General features: G+C 45.8%; 1 protein-coding gene. It reads left to right on the top strand.

Annotated features, from left to right (window positions below; genetic code table 11):
- The first annotated feature begins 556 nt into the window (after positions 1 to 556).
- Entirely contained in the window at positions 557 to 20974 is a 20418-nt protein-coding gene (locus OW495_RS16815) for a retention module-containing protein (protein WP_289887514.1), read from the top strand.
- Positions 20975 to 20989: the final 15 nt, after the last annotated feature.

The raw sequence follows: 20989 nt of genomic DNA, 5'->3' as shown, positions 1-20989 counted from the left end.
TGGAAATGAGCAGCTTCTCCCTGCTATGAATTAATGCGCTATCAGGTGTGGCTTATGCAAGTCGTTTAATTGATTCTGGGTAGAAATACAGCATCTTTACTCTGGTTTCTGTCTCAAATGTGGGACTTACCTCTGCTTTGCTGTTAACGCATATCTCACCTCTATTAATGCCCCACATTCGCTAATGATTTATCAACTTTATTACTGTATATATTTATAAAACGAAGAGGTGCAATCAAGCTGTGCGTTTATTTGCATATAAATCAGCATCCTACTAACTTTTAACTCAGGTTTTCAAATCCCAGCCACAATACCCAGATTTGTGAAAAGACGTCTCGTCGCACAGACATGGCATTTTTTATGGGGAAGACTAGGCTTAAGGGTAAGTAAACTATAAAAAAACAGGTGAAATACTTCTCTCTTTTCAAGCCGATTGGGCATAACAATGGATTGCCATTGATGAGAGCTAAGTATGTGTTTAATTAAAACCTGAAATTGCTATTACAAATAATTTTCACAGCTCTAGAGAATAGTGCTTTGTGACAACGGGGGATATATGGATATCGAAGTTTCGCGCCAGGTTGCGGTAGTTGAAGCAACTAGTGGAGATGTCGTCGTAGTTAAGCCTGACGGCAGCGCAAGAAAGATTTCAGTTGGCGATATCATCCGTGAAAATGAGATCGTGATTACGGCCAACAAGTCAGAGCTTGTATTAGGCGTTCAGAATGATTCGATTCCGGTTGGAGAGAATTGTGTTGGCTGTGTTGATGAGACTGCCGCATGGGTAGACGCTCCAATCGCCGGTGAGGTTAATTTTGATTTACAGCAAACAGACGCAGAAACCTTCACCGAAGACGACTTTGCTGCAATTCAAGAAGCCATTTTAGGTGGTGCCGATCCGACTCAAATATTAGAGGCAACGGCTGCTGGTGGCGGATTAGGTTCTGCAAATGCTGGCTTTGTGACGATTGATTATAACTACACAGAAACTCATCCATCGACATTCTTTGAGACCGCTGGTCTAGCAGAACAAACCGTTGATGAAGACAGAGAAGAATTTAGGTCAATTACTCGTTCATCCGGTGGTCAATCAATCAGTGAAACACTGACTGAAGGCTCCATATCTAGCAATACCTATCCCCAATCTATAACAACTACCGAAACGATCATTGCTGGTAGTTTAGCTCTCGCCCCTGACTCTTTCATTCCAGAAACGCTATCCCTCGCTTCACTGCTTAGTGAATTAAACAGCGACATTACGTCAAGTGGTTTGCCCGTCACCTTCACGTATGACGCGGTGACTAATTCTATCGTTGGTGTCCAAGGCTCGGATACAGTTTTAAGCATCGATATTGATGCCGTCAGTGTTGGTAATAACATTGAGCTTTCACTAACCACAACGATTTTTCAGCCGATTGACCATGTTCCGTCTGTCGGTGGCGGCCAAGTTTCCTATACTGGCGATCAAATAGATATTACCTTTGATATTCAAGGTGAAGACACCGCCGGAAACCCATTAGCAACACCAATCAATGCGCAAGTTGCCGTGGTTGATGGGGTAGATCCGTCTGCTGAAAGTGTAAATATCACTAACGTTGAAACTAGCAGCGCGGCAATAGAAGGAACGTTCTCCAATATTGGTAGTGATAATCTTCAATCAGTCGTATTTGATGCAAGTGCACTAGACCAGTTTGATGGGTTGCTCAGTGATAATCAAAACACGCTTGCCAGACTGTCTGACGATGGAACAACGATCACTCTGTCCATCCAAGGCCGAGGTGAGGTTGTTCTCACTATCTCGCTTGATACCGATGGCACGTACAATTTCCAACAGTTTAAGCCAATCGAAGAAGTGAGCTCCGACACTCTTTCGTTTGCATTACCAATTACGGTTACCGATTTTGACCAAGATGTTGTAACCAATACCATCAACATTGCCATCACTGATGGTGATAGCCCTGTTATCACTAATGTTGACAGTATTGATGTTGATGAAGCGGGTATTGTTGGCGGCTCACAAGAGGGCACGGCGGCAGTGTCTGGCAGCGGCAGTATTACCGCAGATATTTTTGAAAGTGACATCATTGACCATTATGAACTTGAACCGGCAGAATTTAATACTGGCGGCAGCTTGGTTTCAAATGGTGAGGCTGTGCTACTTGAGTTGATTGATGAAACCAACGGTGTAAGAACTTACGAAGGTTATGTTGAGGTCAATGGTTCGAGAATTACGGTCTTTGACGTTAAAGTTGATAGTCCGTCGTTGGGGAACTATGAATTCACTCTGTACGAAGAGCTTTCTCACCAAGGCACTGAAGACGCGTTGTTGACCTTTGCATTGCCAATTTATGCCGTTGATGCAGATGGTGACCGTTCTGCACTATCTGGAGGTTCGAGTACACCAGAAGCTGCTGAGATTCTCGTCAATGTTACAGATGATGATGTTGAACTCGTTGATAAGGTTGAATCTGTCACTGAGCCGACTTTAGCGGGCGATACCGTGGTTTCGTATAACCTATTCAACTTCGAAGGCGCCGATGGTTCGACAATTCAATCCTTCAACTACGACGGTGTTGACTATTCATTAGACCAAAGTTTATTGCCTGATGCTGATCAGATCTTCAGCTTTACTGAGGGTGTGGTCACTATCTCACTGAATGGTGATTTCAGTTTTGAAGTCGCTCGTGATATCGACCACTCAAGCAGCGAAACTATCGTCAAACAGTTTTCATTTTTAGCTGAAGATGGTGATGGAGACACTGATACCTCAACACTTGAGCTAAGTATCACTGACGGCCAAGATCCAATCATTGATTTGGTTCCGCCTGTTACTCTCTCTGAAACCAATCTTGCTGATGGCTCTGCGCCAAGCGGAAGTACAGTTAGCGTAACCGAGACGATTACCTTTACCGCTGGTAGTGATGATGTAGCTAAATTCCGAATTGAACCAACCGAGTTTAATGTGGGTGGAGCTCTGACATCCAATGGTTTTGCGGTTGAGATAAAAGAAGACTTTGCTAATCCGGGTACTTACATAGGCTTCATTACCAATGGTTCGGGCACTGAAGTTCCTGTATTCACGATTGCCTTCTCTACAAGTACGTTGGGCGAATACACCTTTACCTTACTTGAAGCGTTAGACCATGTGGATGGTCTAGATAACAACGATCTGAGTTTTGATCTGCCCGTTTATGCGGTTGATACAGACGGCGACGATTCATTGGTGTCTCAACTTAATGTGACCATTGGTGATGATGTCCAAATCATGCAAGACGGTACGTTAGATATTGTTGAACCAAATCTTGCAGACGGCACAATCACGACCAACACCATTGATGTGATGCCAAATCAGAGTGCTGATGGTGCGACGATCACTGAGTTTACTTATGATGGTCAGCTACGAACACTTGATCAAAATGACACTGGCGAACAGCAATTCAGTTTCACCGAAGGCGAGCTATATATCACCCTTGAAGGTGAAGTGCGCTTTGAGCCGAACCGCGACCTAGACCATTCAGTTAGCGAAGACATCGTGAAGTCGATTGTAGTGACTTCAAGTGATTTTGATAATGATTCTCTGACATCAACCATAACGCTGACGATTACGGATGGTGATAACCCTACGATTGATGTTATTCCAAGCGTTACCCTTTCTGAAACTAATCTGAGTGATGGCTCTGCGCCAAGTGGCAGCGCGGTAAGCTCGACTCAAACCATTACTTTTACCAATCAAAGTGATGATGTGGTTCGTTTCCGTATTGAGCCAACGGAGTTCAATACTAACGATGATCTCAAATCGAACGGTTTAGCCGTTGAGTTGCGTGAAGATCCTGCAGGGTCTGGTGACTATATTGGTTTTACTACCAGTGCTACGAATGTAGAAACCACGGTATTTACGCTGAGTTTCTCTAGCACTACATTAGGTGAGTATACTTTCACTTTACTTGAAGCGTTGGATCACCAAGATGCTCGAGGCAACAACGACCTCAGCTTTGATCTACCTGTTTATGCGGTAGACAGTGACGGTGATGATTCGCTGATGTCTCCGTTAAACGTCACTATCGGCGATGATGTTCAAATCATGCAAGATAGTACGTTAGATATCGTCGAGCCAACCGTCGCAGATTTGGCCGCTGGCACTGTGACAACCAACACCATTGATGTGATGCCGAATCAAAGTGCCGATGGCGCGACGATCACGCAATTCACTTATGATGGCCAGCTTCGAACGCTTGACCCAAATGATAATGGCGAGCAGCAGTTTAGCTTCACAGAAGGAGAGCTGTTCATCACTCTTGAAGGTGAAGTGCGCTTTGAGCCAAATCGTAATCTAGACCACACGCTGAACGAAGACATCGTGAAATCGATCGTGGTGACGTCTAGTGACTCCGATAACGATGTGCTGACCTCAACGGTCACGTTGACCATTACCGATGGTGATATCCCTACCATTGATAATGTCCCAACAGTGAACTTGTCAGAAACGAATCTGAGTGACGGCTCTGCGCCAAGTGGCAGCGCGGTTAGTTCAACTCAAACCATTACCTTTACTAATCAAAGTGATGATGTAACAAGTTTCCGTATTGAACCGACTGAGTTCAATGTTGGTGGCGCTCTCACATCAAATGGTTTGGCCGTCGAACTGAAAGCCGACCCAACCACGCCGGGTGGTTACATCGGTTTTGTTACGGATGGTTCGAACGTCGAAACCAACGTGTTCACGATTAGCTTCTCAGATACCAATTTAGGGCAGTACACCTTCACCTTACTTGAAGCGTTAGACCATGTGGATGGTTTAACGAACAATGATCTGACCTTTGATCTTCCTGTTTACGCCGTTGATAGTGATGGCGATGATTCACAGGTTTCTCAGTTAAATGTAACCATCGGTGATGATGTTCAAATCATGCAAGGTGGTACGTTAGATATCACTGAGCCAAATCTTGCAGACGGCACAATCACAACCAACACCATCGATGTGATGCCAAATCAGAGTGCCGATGGTGCGACGATCACTCAGTTCACTTATGACGGTCAAGTTCGAACACTGGATCAAACGGACACTGGTGAGCAGCAATTTAGCTTCACGGAAGGTGAGTTGTTCATCACTCTTGAAGGTGAAGTGCGCTTCGAACCAAACCGAAATCTAGACCACACGGCTAGCGAAGACATCGTTAAGTCGATTGTGGTGACCTCAAGCGATTCAGACAACGATGTACTGACTTCCACAGTGACGCTGACCATTACGGATGGTGATAACCCAACCATTGATGCAGTGCCAAGCGTTACTTTGTCTGAAACCAATCTTGCCGATGGCTCTGCGCCAAGCGGTAGTGCAGTCAGTCAAACTGAGACGATTACTTTCACGAACCAAAGTGATGATGTGGCGAGTTTCCGTATTGAGCCTACTGAATTCAATGTCGGCGGTGCGTTAAAATCAAATGGTTTTGCGGTCGAGATAAAAGAAGACTCTGCTAACCCAGGTAGTTATATCGGTTTTATTACTGATGGTTCGGGCGCGGAAGTTCCAGTGTTCACGATTGCCTTCTCTACGAGTACGTTGGGTGAATACACCTTTACTCTGCTTGAAGCGTTAGACCATGCAGATGGCCAAACGAATAACGATCTGAGCTTCGATCTGCCTGTTTATGCGGTTGATACAGACGGCGATGATTCACTGGTGTCTCAGCTTAATGTGACCATTGGTGATGATGTCCAAATCATGCAAGACGGTACGTTAGATATCACTGAGCCAAATCTTGCAGACGGCACAATCACAACCAACACCATTGATGTGATGCCAAACCAAAGTGCTGATGGTGCGACGATCACTCAGTTTACTTATGACGGTCAGCTAAGAACGCTTGATCAAAATGACACTGGTGAACAGCAGTTCAGCTTCACAGAAGGCGAGTTGTTTATCACCCTTGAAGGTGAAGTGCGCTTTGAACCTAATCGCGATCTAGACCATTCCGTTAGCGAAGACATCGTGAAGTCGATAGTAGTGACTTCAAGCGACTTCGATAACGATCCGGTGACTTCAGCCATTACGCTGACCATTACGGATGGTGATAATCCGACTATCGATTCGGTACCGAGCGTTGTACTTGAAGAAGCTGATTTAACTGATGGCTCATCGCCAAGTGGCAGCGCGGTTAGTCAGACGGAAACCATCACTTTCACTAATCAAAGTGACGATGTCGAAAAATTCCGTTTAGAACCAAGTGAATTTAATACTAACAATGCGCTCAAGTCCGATGGCTTGAGCATTGAGATTCGAGAGGAACCAACAGGCTCTGGCAATTATATTGGTTTCACGACCGATATTTCGAATGTCGAAACCACTGTGTTTACACTCGATTTCAGCAGTACTACTTTGGGTGAGTACACCTTCACGCTTCTGGAAGCGATTGACCACACGCCTGTTCAAGGCAATAACGATCTAACATTCAACTTGCCAGTATACGCGGTTGATAGCGACGGTGATGATTCGCTAATGTCGCCACTGGCTGTGACTATCACTGATGATATTCAAGTGATGGTTAATGACTCCCTCACTATTGAAGAGCCAACGGTTGCAGATTTGGCCGCAGGTACTCCGACGACAGCTACCGTTAATGTACTTGATGAAGAAGGTGCTGATGGGACGACCATTACTCAGTTCACTTATGATGGTGGGGCGGTATTAACGCTTGATCAAAACGATGCGGGTGAGCAGAAGTTCGTGGTTGCTGATGGGGCATTATATATCACTCTGCAAGGCGATATTCGTTTCGAACCAAGTCGTAACCTTGACCATACTGGTGGCGATATCGTGAAGTCGATAGTCGTAACTTCAAGTGATTCTGATAGCGATTTTGTGTCTTCAACGGTAACGCTAACCATTACCGATGGTGATATCCCAACCATTGATAATGTGCCAACAGTGAGCTTGTCAGAAACAAGTCTGAGTGACGGCTCTTCACCAAGTGGCAGCGCGGTTAGCTCAACTCAAACTATTACCTTTACTAACCAAAGTGATGACGTGACGAGTTTCCGTATTGAACCGACTGAGTTCAATGTTGGCGGTGCTCTCACATCAAATGGATTGGCGGTTGAGCTGAAGGCCGATCCAACCACTCCGGGCGGCTACATCGGCTTTGTTACTGATGGCTCGAATGTTGAAACTAACGTGTTTACGATTAGTTTCTCGGATACCAATTTAGGCCAATACACCTTCACCTTACTCGAAGCTCTAGACCATGTAGATGGCTTAGCGAAGAATGATCTGAGTTTTGATCTTCCTGTTTATGCCGTTGATAGCGATGGTGATGATTCACTGGTGTCTCAACTGAATGTGACCATTGGTGATGATGTACAGGTCATGCAAAACCAAGCGCTTAATATTATTGAGCCTACGGTTGCAGATTTGGCTGCGGGTACTCCGACGACAGCCACTGTTGATGTGATGCCTAGTCAAAGTGCCGATGGTGCGACAATCACTCAGTTTATCTACGATAACGGGTCGGTAATAACGCTCGATCAAAACGATACGGGTGAACAAAAATTCGTCTTTGCTGAGGGTTCACTGTTCATCACCTTGCAAGGTGAAGTGCGCTTCGAGCCAAATCGCAATCTAGACCATACAGCTAGCGAAGATATCGTGAAGTCGATTGTGGTGACCTCAAGTGATTTAGATAACGATGTGGTGACGTCAACAGTAACTCTGACTATTACCGATGGTGATATCCCAACAATTGATGCGGTGCCAAGCGTTACCTTGTCTGAAACCAACCTTGCAGATGGCTCAACTCCAAGCGGCACTGCAGTCAGTCAGACTGAGACTATTACCTTCACGAACCAAAGTGATGATGTGAGCAGTTTCCGAATTGAGCCTGCTGAATTCAATGTCGGCGGTGCGCTAAAATCAAATGGTTTTGCGGTCGAAATAAAAGAAGATTCGGCTAATCCGGGTACTTACATTGGCTTTATTACCAATGGTTCGGGCGCTGAAATCCCAGTGTTTACGATTGCCTTTTCTACGAGCACGCTAGGTGAATACACCTTTACTTTACTTGAAGCGTTAGACCATGTGGATGGCCTTGCGAATAACAGCTTAAGCTTTGACCTGCCTGTTTACGCTGTCGACAGTGATGGCGATGATTCACTGGTGTCTCAACTCAATGTGACCATTGGTGATGATGTCCAAATAATGCAAGACGGTATGTTAAATATCACTGAGCCAAATCTTGCAGACGGAACAATTACAACCAACACCATTGATGTGATGCCAAATCAGAGTGCCGATGGTGCGACGATCACTGAATTCTCATTTGGCGGTATTGTTAAAACACTCGATCAAAGCATCGTAGGCGAGCAGCAGTTTAGTTTCACTGAAGGTGAGCTATTCATCACTCTTCAAGGTCAAGTGCGCTTTGAACCGAATCGCGACCTTGACCATTCAGTTAGCGAAGACATCGTGAAGTCGATTGTCGTTACTTCAAGTGATTTTGATAACGACCCGGTGACTTCAACCGTTACGCTAACCATTACCGATGGTGATATTCCAACCATCGATGCAGTGCCAAGCGTTACGCTCTCAGAAACAAACCTAGCTGATGGTTCTGCACCAAGTGCCGGCGCGGTCAGCTCAACACAGACGATTACTTTCACCAACCAAAGTGATGATGTGGTTCGCTTCCGTTTGGAACCAACCGAGTTCAATACTAACGATGCGCTTAAGTCGAATGGCTTAGTGGTCGAACTGCGCGAAGATCCTCAAGGTTCTGGTCAGTACATTGGTTTTACTACTAGCTCGTCTAACGTAGAGACGACAGTATTTACACTGGACTTCAACTCCGGAACCTTAGGTGAATACTCATTTACTTTAATCGAAGCTCTGGATCATCAAGATGCGCGTGGCAACAACGATTTAAGCTTTAATTTACCTGTGTATGCGGTGGATAGTGATGGCGATGATTCGTTAGTTTCTCAGCTTGGTGTGACCATTGGCGACGATGTGCAGTTGATGCAAGACGGCACAATCACCAGTCGTGAGCCGGCAGCAAGTGTTGAAACATCAAATACCTTTGATGTGATGCCAAGTCAAAGCGCCGACGGAGCGAAAGTCACTTCATTTGTTTTCGATGGTAATACTGCAGAAAGCCTTGATTTAAATGTAAATGGTGAACAAAAATTTGTCTTCACGGAAGGCTCGGTATTCATTACGACAGAGGGTGAAATACGTTTCGAACCTGTGCGTAACCAAAACCATGCTGCCGGTGACATTACTAAGTCGATTGAGGTGACGTCTGTTGACCTCGATGGCGATATTGTTACTTCGACCGTGACGCTGAAGATTGTTGATGGTGACCTTCCTACAATCGACCTTGTTCCCGGAATTACGTTATCTGAAGTGGAACTGGCTGATGGCTCTGCGCCAACCGGTAATCCAGTGACAATGACACAAACCATTACCTACACCGCAGGTAGTGACGACGTAAGCCATTTCAGAATTGACCCTACGCAGTTCAATACTTCAGGGGCTTTGAAATCGAACGGGCTAGATGTCGAAATAAAAGAGCAACCAGCTAATTCTGGTAATTACATTGGCTTCGTTAAAGACGGTTCTAACGTAGAAACCAACGTCTTCACGATCAGCTTCTCGACGAGTAATTTAGGGCAATACACGTTCACACTGCTTGAAGCATTAGATCATGTCGATGGATTACAAAACAATACACTAAGTTTCGATGTCCCTGTGTTAGCGGTTGATGCGGATGGTGATGATTCTGCAATGTCGCCGATGACGGTTGCGATCACCGATGACGTGCAAGGCGTTCAAGATGGTACCTTGAGTATCACTGAGCCTTCATTAGCTGATTTGGCATCGGGTACGCCACCTACGACACCAATCATTGATGTTATGCCAACGCAGAGTGCTGATGGCGCGAAAGTGACACAGTTTACTTACGATGGTGGCACCGCTGTAACGTTAGATCCAAGCGTCTCTACAGAACAAGTCTTTACTGTAACTGATGGGTTGCTGTACATCACCATTGAAGGGGAGGTTCGTTTTGAGCCGAACCGAGATCTCGACCATTCATCCGGTGACATCGTAAGAGCGATTGTAGTCACCACCAGTGATTTTGATAACGATACCGATACTGCGGACGTCACTTTGACGATCAAAGACGGCATCGATCCCGTTATCGACGTGGTTCCAGATGTTAACTTATCGGAAGTTAACCTAGCGGATGGCTCGACGCCAAGTGGTTCTGCAGTCAGTTCGACTCACACAATCACTTACACCGAAGGAAGTGATGACTTTAGTCACTTTAGAATTGCGACCAACGAGTTCAATCCGGGCGATCTGTTGAAATCAAATGGTCTTGTCGTTCAACTAAAAGAAGATCCTTCTTCTACTGGTGACTACATTGGTTATACCGATGACGGTATGGGTAACGTTACCGATGTATTTACCATTAGCTTTGATAGTGCAAACAAAGCTCAGTTTACATTTACCTTAATCGAGGCTCTCGATCATCTTGATGGCGTGCTTTACAACGACCTTACGTTCCGCTTACCTATCTATGCTGTCGATACCGATGATTCTGAGTCAACAAAGCGCGATGTAGTGGTTACGATAGAAGATGACATCCAGCAAATGCAAGATGGCTTCTTAACCATCACTGAGCCTAATACTGGTACGCCAACAACAACTACCGTTGACGTGATGCCAATACCAAGTGCAGACGGCGCGAATATTACGCAGTTTACGTACGACGGTAGCTCTCCAATTACTCTGAATCAAAGTATCAGCGGTGAACAAGAGTTTGTTTTCACTGAAGGTTCACTGTTTGTGACATTAGATGGTGATGTGAGGTTTGAGCCAAATCGGAACCTTGATCACTCTGCGGGCGACATTGTTAAATCGATTGTGTTCACCTCTTCAGACTTTGATAACGACATATTCTCATCAAAAGTCACTCTCACCATTGTTGATGGTGATGGGCCAACAATCGACGTTGTACCGGGTGTGGCATTGTCAGAAAGCTTACTTGCGGATGGTTCTACGCCTAGCGTAAACCCTGTGAGTATGACTCAAACCATTACTTCACTTGCAAGCAGTGATGATATTGCTGAAATAGTGGTGGAAGTGGGGCTGTTCAATACCAATGGCGCGTTGAAGTCGGATGGCCTTGAATTGAGTTTGCGCGAAGACCCTGCAAACTCTGGCGACTACGTAGCATTCACGACGGATGGTTCGGGTGTTGAGAAAGTTATCTTCACTCTGGATTTTGATGACACGAATCCGAGCCAATATACCTTTACTCTGCTTGAACGTTTAGACCATGTTGATGGCTTAGGAAATAACGATCTGAGCTTTGATCTTTCTGTTTATGCAGAAGATACCGATGGTGATATTTCAGCGTCTAAACCGCTGACAGTCACCATCACCGATGATGTTCAGCTGATGCAATCCGGTGCGCTCAACATTACTGAACCAACCACTGGTACACCGACTACAGCAGTCTTTGATGTGATGCCTGCGCAAAGTGCTGATGGCGCGACAATTACTAAGTTTGTGTATGACAATCAAGCTGAAACAGCCTTGGTACAAACCGACACGGGTGAGCAAGAGTTTGTATTCACTGAAGGTTCTCTGTTTATCAATCTTGAAGGTGATGTACGTTTCGAACCTAACCGTAACCTCGATCATTCTGGTGGTGACATTGTTAAGACCATTACGGTGACATCGGAAGATAAAGATGGCGATATTGTCACTTCAACAGTGACGCTGACTATTGCAGATGGTGCTCCACCAGTAATAGACACAGTACCAACGGTTGCATTGGAAGAAGCGAATCTGGTCGACGGCTCTTCACCGGGGTTACCTGTGAGCCAAACTGAAACCATTACTTTCACAGCAGGAAGTGATGATGTTAGCCACTTCCGCATTGATACGGCTCAATTCAACACATCAGGTGATCTGAAAGCGGATGGCTTGGTGGTTCAGCTAAAAGAAGATCCTCTGAACAGCGATAATTATATTGGTTACGTTGAAAGCGGCGGTGTCCAAACGGATATCTTCACCATCACTTTTGATAGCTTGGTGCTTGGTCAATATACCTTCACATTGTTAGAAGAGTTAGATCACCTACCAGTGCAAGGTAATAACGATCAAATCTTCACCTTACCAGTTATCGCAGTCGACAAAGACAACACTGACTCAGCGATGAAACCGCTAACGGTGACCATTACTGATGATGTACCAACCATTACTGATACGACTGTTGCAAGTACGTTTGTGGTTGATGAAGATGATTTAGGCACTCTGGCACAAGCGACGGGTTCGTTTGTCACCACAGAAGGTGCAGACCAAGTTGAGGTTTACGAGCTGCGTAATATCTCAACGCTGGAAGCGACGCTATCGTCGGGTAGTGAAGGTATTAAGATCACCGAAATTACCGGTGCTGCTAATACGACCACCTACCAAGGGGCAACCGACCCAAGTGGAACGCCAATTTTCACATTAGTATTGACTGATGATGGTGCTTACACCTTTACCTTACTTGGCCCTCTCAATCACGCTACGACACCGAGTAACCTCGATACATTAACAATACCATTCGATGTCGTTGCGGTTGATGGCGACGGAGATGATTCTAATCAGTATGTATTGCCAATCGAGGTACTAGACGATGCGCCAGTAATGAGTGCGCCAACGGGTGAAACGGTTGTTGATGAAGACGATCTTACTGGGATTGGTTCGGATCAAACGGAAGACACCATTATCAATGGACTGTTCACAGTCGATGAAGGTGCCGATGGCGTTGTGAAGTATGAACTGGTTGATGAAGACTTGGTTCTAGCTGGCTTAACCTCCGATGGAGAAAGCCTAGAGTGGCAAGCTGTTTCACAAAACGGCACAACATTTACTTATACTGCTCAAACGGTGACGAGTAATGAAGCAGTGTTCGAGATTATTTTCGATACTTCGGATAACAGCTATCAGTTTGAATTGTTTAAACCTCTTAAACACCCTGATGGTGCCGATGAAAACAACATCGAACTTGGTTTCTCGGTCGTGGCTGAAGACTTTGATCAAGACCAATCAAACGCGATTGATCTGACAATCACAGTGACGGATGATGTTCCGTTGGTGACAACTCAGTCGATCACTCGTCTTGAAGGTCAGAATTACGATGGTTCTAAGGTCGATATGTTTGCCAATGCGACGGATGTGGGGGCTGATGGTGCGGTACTGAGTCGAATTGAGGGCATCTCAAATAATGGAGCGGATATTGTTTTCCGTATTGGGAACAATGGATCATACAGTAGTGGTTTCGATTTAAACAGTGGCAGCCAAGAGATTCGCGTTTACGAGCAAACCGATGATGGTAATGGAGGCGTTGATACCCGACAGCTTGGTCGATTGCTTATCAACTCAAATGGTGAGGTTGAATTCAGAGCTAACGGCTATCTCGATCATGACGGTCTTGATACGATCGACTTCTCGATTAACGTGATTGCGACGGATGGCGATTTAGACACCTCTGAAACACCGTTAGATATAACGATTACTGATAGGGATTCTACAAAAATTGCGCTGAAAGTGACTACCTTCGAGGATGCGGGTAGAGACTCAACCATACCTTACGCAACAGGCGATGAGCCAACTCTTGAGAATGTTCAAGATAACCAGATTGATTTGCCTGATGCACCAGCGCAAGTTGCACTACAAGTTAACCTGTATGACCAAGATAACGCTGAATCTATTGGGCAGTTGACGATTAAAAGCCCGAACGGAGGTGACAGTCACCAAGGTACTTTCTATTACTTTGATAGTGTTAGCGCTAAGTACATTGAATTAGTGCCTGAGCCCAATGGGAGCATTATATTTGGTCCTCCTCAACTCGAACAAAGCTTTGATCCAAACCCGAATGAACCAAGACAAACTATCGCGACGATAGATAATCTGTTCTTTGTTCCAGACCAACACGCTAGTTCGGATGAAACTGGTGGGCGAGTTCGTTATGAGCTTGAAATTGAGAAAAATGGCACTACGGAGCACACCATTAACTCAAACTTCAGAATCGAGATTGAAGCGGTAGCGGATATTGCGACTTGGGATGATTCCAACAGCACGTATCAGTATCAAGTCAACGAAGATGAAGACAATGTCACGTTGCAGCTGAACGCAGAGTCGCAAGATAACAGTAATACTGAGACGATTACCTATGAACTTGAAGCCGTTCAAGGCGACGGGAAGTTTGAGTTACTTGATCAAAATGGCAATGTGTTAACGCCCGTTAATGGTGTTTATATCATCGCATCTGCTGATATCAATAGTACCGTAGTTAACCCTATTGATAACTTCTCAGGGCAGATTGAGTTCAAAGCGACGGCAATTACGGAAGAGACGCTTAACCCATACGATGATTCAGCCAACGGTGGAGCAAACGATAAGACGACCGCTCGTTCTGTAGAGCAAAATATCATTATTGATGTCACTGCTGACGCCGACCCGGGCAAATTCAGTGTGAGTCGTATCAAGATCAACGAAGACAACATCGATGACCCTGATTACATTGGTCCTTTGGACAACAAAGACGCATTCACGCTAGACGAAGTCATCACCATGACTGGGTCAGTGGATACCGATGGCTCTGAAGAGCTGTTTGTTCGTATCAGCAATGTTACGGAAGGCGCGGTACTTTACTTTTTAGGTACCACGACAGTCGTTCCGACTATCACGATCAATGGTGTGGATTATCAAGAAATCGCGTATTCCGATTTGGCTAACGTGGAAGTTGTTCCAACCAAACACAGCAATGTGGATTTTACTTTCGATGTCACCGGTGTGGTTAAAGACACCGCGAACCTTTCTTCAGGTGCGCAAGTCGATGAAGAAATACTGGGTACTAAGACGGTCAACGTCGAGGTCAAAGGTGTTGCCGACACGCCTTATGGTGGGACGAATGGTACAGATTGGACGACGTTTAACGAAGGTGGCATAACCGGCGTTCAAACCACGATTCAAGAAAGTCAAAACGGTGATAACTTTGCTCTGCTTGACTTCACTGTGTTATCTGGAGAGAGAAGACCAGATCCGGCAGCTGTAGATCAAACCCCATTGCCTGACGACGGTTCAGAATCCATAACCGTTATCCTCTCGGGTATTCCTGATGGCGTTATTCTCGAAGACGGCGACGGTACGGTGATCGATCTTAACTTTGTCGGTTACGAAACTGGACCGGGCGGTAGTCCTGACTTATCCAAACCTATCTACGAAGCGAACATTACTGAGGCAGGTAAAACCTCAGGCATTCGCATTCGACCTGTCGACTCATCGACAGAGAATATCCACATCCAAGGTAAAGTGATTGTGACCGAGAATGATGGTCACACGCTTACGTTTGATCAAGAAATTCGAGTGCTTGTTATACCTCAAATCGATACATCAGCAACTTATGTCAACACGACTAACGGTGATGAAGATACGGCTATCAACATTGATTGGCACCCCGAAGGTGCAGACTATATTGATTCTGATGAGCATTTCACTTCGATTACGATTTCCGGTATTCCATCGGGTGTCACACCTACCGTAAATGGTGATGTTACTGTTGTAAACGATGGTGCAGGTACGTTAACGATTACTCCTAAAGACGCTAGTCAGACACCGGAGCAATTTACTCAGATTGCTTTGGCGAATAACTTCATTCAAATGACGCCTCCGGCTGATTCTAGTGCAGATTTTACGTTGACCACCGAGCTTAAAATGGAAGAGCGAGATCATGAGTATACGTCTAGCGGCCTAGAGGATGAAGATGGTGGTTATGTCGAAGCCGATCCAGATATAACCGGAATCATTAACGTTCAAGTACGACCTGTGGTTGAACCAGGAGATGCCGACAACAAGATTGTTGTTTCAAACGAAGATGGCTCTGTAGATCTGACTACGATTACGGCTGACGCTAATGGCGTAATTAAATTTACAACCAATAGTGATAACCAAACGACGGATACTAACGGAGACGAAATCTGGGACGGTGAATACGTCATCCGATACCAAGAAACGGATTTAAGCACAGTAGAAGAGCAAGTTGACGAAGTGATTGTTCAGCTGACTAACACTGACGGAAGCGCTTTGTCGGATGATATTTTAGGGCAACTTTTAGTAACTGGTGCCTCTTACGAAGGCGGTGGCCGATGGGTTGTGACCAATGAAGATGCCTTTAGCGTCAGTGCGCCAAATGGCTTAGATTTCACCCCTGCCAATGATACAGATGACGTGGCAGGGGACTTTAATAATATCAAGATGACGATTCATACCTTAGTGTCAGATCCTGGAGATGCCAACAATGAAACGTCCGTCCAAGAGCAACGCACCGGTGAGGTAACGCTTTCTTATCCTGAAGTACTTGTTGCTCCAGATAAAGTTGCAGCTGGGATCTCCATTGTGCAAGACAGCGTTATCGATGCGGTTGAAGATACTCAACTTGATCTCGGCGCGGCACTCAATGGCATTTTGAGCTTTACGGGCCGTGATGATTCTCCTGACCAAGTGACGGTGATCATTGATGGTATCCTGGTCATAGATGCTACTACATCATTCCCGATTAGCCTTTCGGGAAGAAGTGATGTTGACTTTGTGAACGGAAAATATGTTTACGAGACAACGGTTGAACAGGGTACAACCGTCGATTCTTCAGGTTTGTTGTTGAACCTGCCACCAAACTACTCTGGTGACTTTAGGTTGCCAATGACCATAGTGACCAAAGATTTACAATCTGGCGATGAGAAGACCTTAGTGACCGAAGTCGTCATCAAAGTCGCACCGGATGCGGAGACGGATCCAACGATTGAGGTGAATGTCGTGGGTTCTCTTGATGACGCCTTTAATCCTGTCGATAACGATGGCCAAGCCGGACAAGATCCGGTGGGTTACGAAGACACTTATATTCAACTCGACTTCAATTCGACTATTTCGGATCAAGTATCAGGCGTCGAAGGCGGTCAAGAAGAGTTTACTTCGATTACCTTGACGTTGGACGATCCTTCTATAGGCGCATTTTATGACAATGCGGGTACCTCATTAGGTACGTCTGTGACGTTTAATCAGGCTGAAATTGCGGCAGGTGCACTCGATAATGTGCTCTTTAGGGCAATCGAAAATTACCCAACGGGCAATGATATTAACCAAGTGCAGGTTAATGTCAGCGGCACCGTTACCGATACAGCAACCTATAATGATCCTGCTTCTCCTGTGGGTACGGCAACAGACTCCGATACGTTCTCTACAAGTGTCAGCTTTGAAGTCGTTCCTGTGGTGGATGACGTGTCTGTCACAGGGCCGGGTAGTGATCCGGATGTTATCGAGATTACTGGTAACGAAGATCAGCTTATTTCCTTGTCCGGTACGGGGCCAGTATCGATCGCATTGACTGACCTTGATGGCTCAGAGCAGTTCGTTTCGATTAAGTTTACGGGTGTACCAGATGGTTTCTTAATGAGTGCAGATGCTGCCTCAACTTACACAGTGAAGAACAACGGTGGTGGTGAATGGAGTGTTCAACTGCCCCAAGCATCAGGACTGTCATTCGACCTGAGTGAGCTGTCGATTTTACCACCGAAAAACTTCAGTGGTACGGCCGAGTTTGGCGTTGAAGTCTTCACTCAAGAATCTTTGTTGGGCGTGCCTACTGCTGCGGCAAACTTGCCAAGCTTCAAACTGCATGTGGTACCTGTTGGTGATTATGTCGATACTAACCCGACCGACTCTGTGACAGGCAATGAAGGCCAAAACATTGATATCGAAATCAATGCGACGATTTTGGACAAAGAATTGTCTGCAACAGGAAGCGGAACATTTACTGAAAATGCTCCTGAAACACTTCGAGTTGAAGTGGCGGGTGTGCCTCAAGATGCTTCTATTTTCTATCCAGATGGCACTACATTGGCTAGCTACGATCCGGCGACACAACTATGGACACTTGATGTTCCTGCTCAGTCACTCGATAAGATCGTATTTAATTCGGGTGAACACAATAGCGATGCGGGCAATGCGCTCGGCATCAATGGGCCATTGCAAATTACGGTTCGCTCTGTGGATACAGACGCTGACAACACCGAATACTTAGGTACGCCAACCAGCTTCGATGTTGATTTAGTGATTGATCCTATCAACGATCAACCGACGTTTGTGAATGTGACCAACATTGAAACGCCGGAAGATATTAGCATCGCTATCGATAACTTCAGTATCTACGATGTTGACGCTAACTTTGACAACCCAGATGCGCCGTATGTTCTGACGTTACAAGTGGATCAAACACTGCCGGGAGCGCAAGGCGTGTTTGAGTTTACGAGCTCACCTGACGTGACGTTTGTATTGCAGCCTGATGGTTCGCTTGTGATTACCGGTAAAGAAGCTGACATCAATACCGCATTGACCAATGGAGCCGTGACTTTCAAACCCGACCCAGACCAGAACTACCTCAACCAAAGTGGTTTAGTCACAATCAATGCAACGCTCGATGATGGTGGTAATAACGGCTTGATTGACGCGGGTGATCCGAATACCGCTCAAACCAATCAAACTACGTTCACCATTAAGGTGACGGAAGTGAATGACGCTCCGGTGGCTACTGATGTCGATTTAGGCTCGATTGCGGAAGACGGTCAAATCGTGATTGTTGAAAGTGACTTGATTGCAGCCAGTTCTGATCTAGAAAACCATAACCTCACGGTAACCGGCGTAACTATTACCCAAGGTCAAGGTCAGCTAACGCGCTTTGAAAATGCTGGTGGTGCTGATGACGCAGCGATTACGGGGCCATTCTGGATATTCATTGCAGCCAATGATTTCAATGGCGATGTGAAGTTCAATTACGACATCATTGATGACGGTACCACCAACGGTGCGGATGATTTCTTAACGGATAATGCTGAAATTAGCCTTGTGGTTACTGAAGTTAATGACCAGCCAGTGGCATCGGACATTGACTTAGGCACCATGCTTGAAGAAGGTCAGTTGATCATCAAAGAGGAAGACCTGATTTCAGCAACCACTGATCCGGAAAACGACACGATTACTGTGAACAGTTTGGTGCTCGATCAAGGTCAGGGCCAATTACAACGCTTTGAGAACGTGGGCGGTGCTGATGATGCGACGATCACTGGCCCATACTGGGTATTTACCGCAGCCAACGAGTACAGCGGTGATGTTAAGTTCACTTATACCGTTGAGGACGATGGCACAACCAATGGCGCTGATGATTTCTTAACAGATACCGGCGAAATCAGTGTTGTGGTAACAGAAGTGAATGATCAGCCAGTGGCAACGGATATCGACTTAGGTAACATCCTTGAAGAAGGTCAGTTGATCATCAAAGAGGAAGACTTAATTGCTGCTACGAGCGATCCGGAAAACGACACGATTACCGTGACCAATCTGGTGCTCGACGAAGGCCAAGGCCAGTTACAGCGCTTTGAGAACATAGGTGGTGCTGATGACGCTATGATTACTGGCCCGTACTGGATATTTACGGCGGCTGATGAATACAACGGTAACGTTAAGTTCACCTACACCGTCGAAGATGATGGTACTACCAACGGTGCCAATGATTTCCTAACCGATACTGCGGAGATCAGCGCGATTGTCGATGGAGTGAACGATACACCTGTCGTTAATGGTGACAGTGTCACCACGGTTGTTGATGAGGACGCTGGTCAGCTATTGAGTGGTATCAATGTCAGTGACCCTGATTATGTTGATACATTTTCCGATGATCTCATGACCGTCACGCTGACAGTGGATTACGGTACATTGAACGTTTCACTTCCTGCAGTGACGACGGTGATGGTCAACGGCAACAACACTGGTTCGGTTATCTTAGTCGGTACTCTGAGTGATCTAAATGCACTGATTGATACGCCAACCAGTCCAAGCGGTGTGTTCCTTGATGCGAGTCTGTCTCCAACCAATAGTATTGGCTTAGAAGTTGTCGCCAAAGACAGCGGAAACCCTTCTGGTATAGCGATAGAGACGACGCCTGTTGTTTACAACATCGCGGTAACGCCAGTAGCGAATGCGCCAACCTTGTCGATTGATACTGCGTCTAATTACGTGAGAAACATTACTGCGAGCCAGTCAGTCAGTGCGAGTGGCATTCCTTTGGTTGGAATTATCGCTGCCTTAACGGACATTACTGAGGAGCTAACGCTGCATATCAGTGATGTGCCTGCTGGCGCTCAAATCACCAGTGATGTCGGTTCTGTGACCGATCTCGGTGGTGGTGTTTGGGTAGCAACGGCGGATGCAATCGAAAGCTTGCAGGCAGTAGGGCTTTCTCAAACTCCGGGTAGTTACACGCTTAAAGTTGAGGCGGTTTCTGAAGAGACTGATAACAACGATACAGCGACCTCTGCGTCGATTGACCTGAATTTGAACATTGTGTCTAACGCGGTTGATATTAACTTGGCTTCGGAAACTGATGATGTTCAGTTACTGGCTGGTGCTAATGCGACTGACTTAACTGGTGGATCGGGCAATGATCGATTGGTCGGTGGGTCAGGTGACGACACCCTTATTGGTGGTGACGGCAACGATACGCTCATTGGTGGAGGTGGTTCCGATATCCTGACGGGTGGCAATGGAATGGATTCGTTTGTGTGGCTCAATATTGAAGATGGTGTCGCAGACACGATTACCGATTTCAATCTATCTGAAGGCGATCAGATTGACCTACGAGAGGTGTTGCCGGAACTGAAAGATGCCACTGTGAACATGACGACGCTGTTGCAACATATCGATGCAAAAGTGGATGGAAATGATGTAGAGCTAACCATCAACCCTGATGGTTTGGGCACCACAGAGCAAGTGATTGTGGTTGAAGACCTTGCTCCTCAGTTAACGCTAAGTGGCACCATGCCGTCAGATATTTTGGATGCGTTAGTACAACAGAATGTCATCACTCACGGTTAAAGCGAACCATTAAAC

The organism is Vibrio sp. 14N.309.X.WAT.E.F5 (genome assembly GCF_030397615.1).
Taxonomy (GTDB): domain Bacteria; phylum Pseudomonadota; class Gammaproteobacteria; order Enterobacterales; family Vibrionaceae; genus Vibrio; species Vibrio lentus.
Note: the sequence above shows the minus strand (reverse complement) of the source record. Positions and strands in the feature narration are given on the sequence as shown.

Bases quoted from the DNA above. Each gene is read 5' to 3' on its own strand.
- OW495_RS16815 (WP_289887514.1), top strand. From the start codon at position 557: ATGGATATCGAAGTTTCGCGCCAGGTTGCGGTAGTTGAAGCAACTAGT.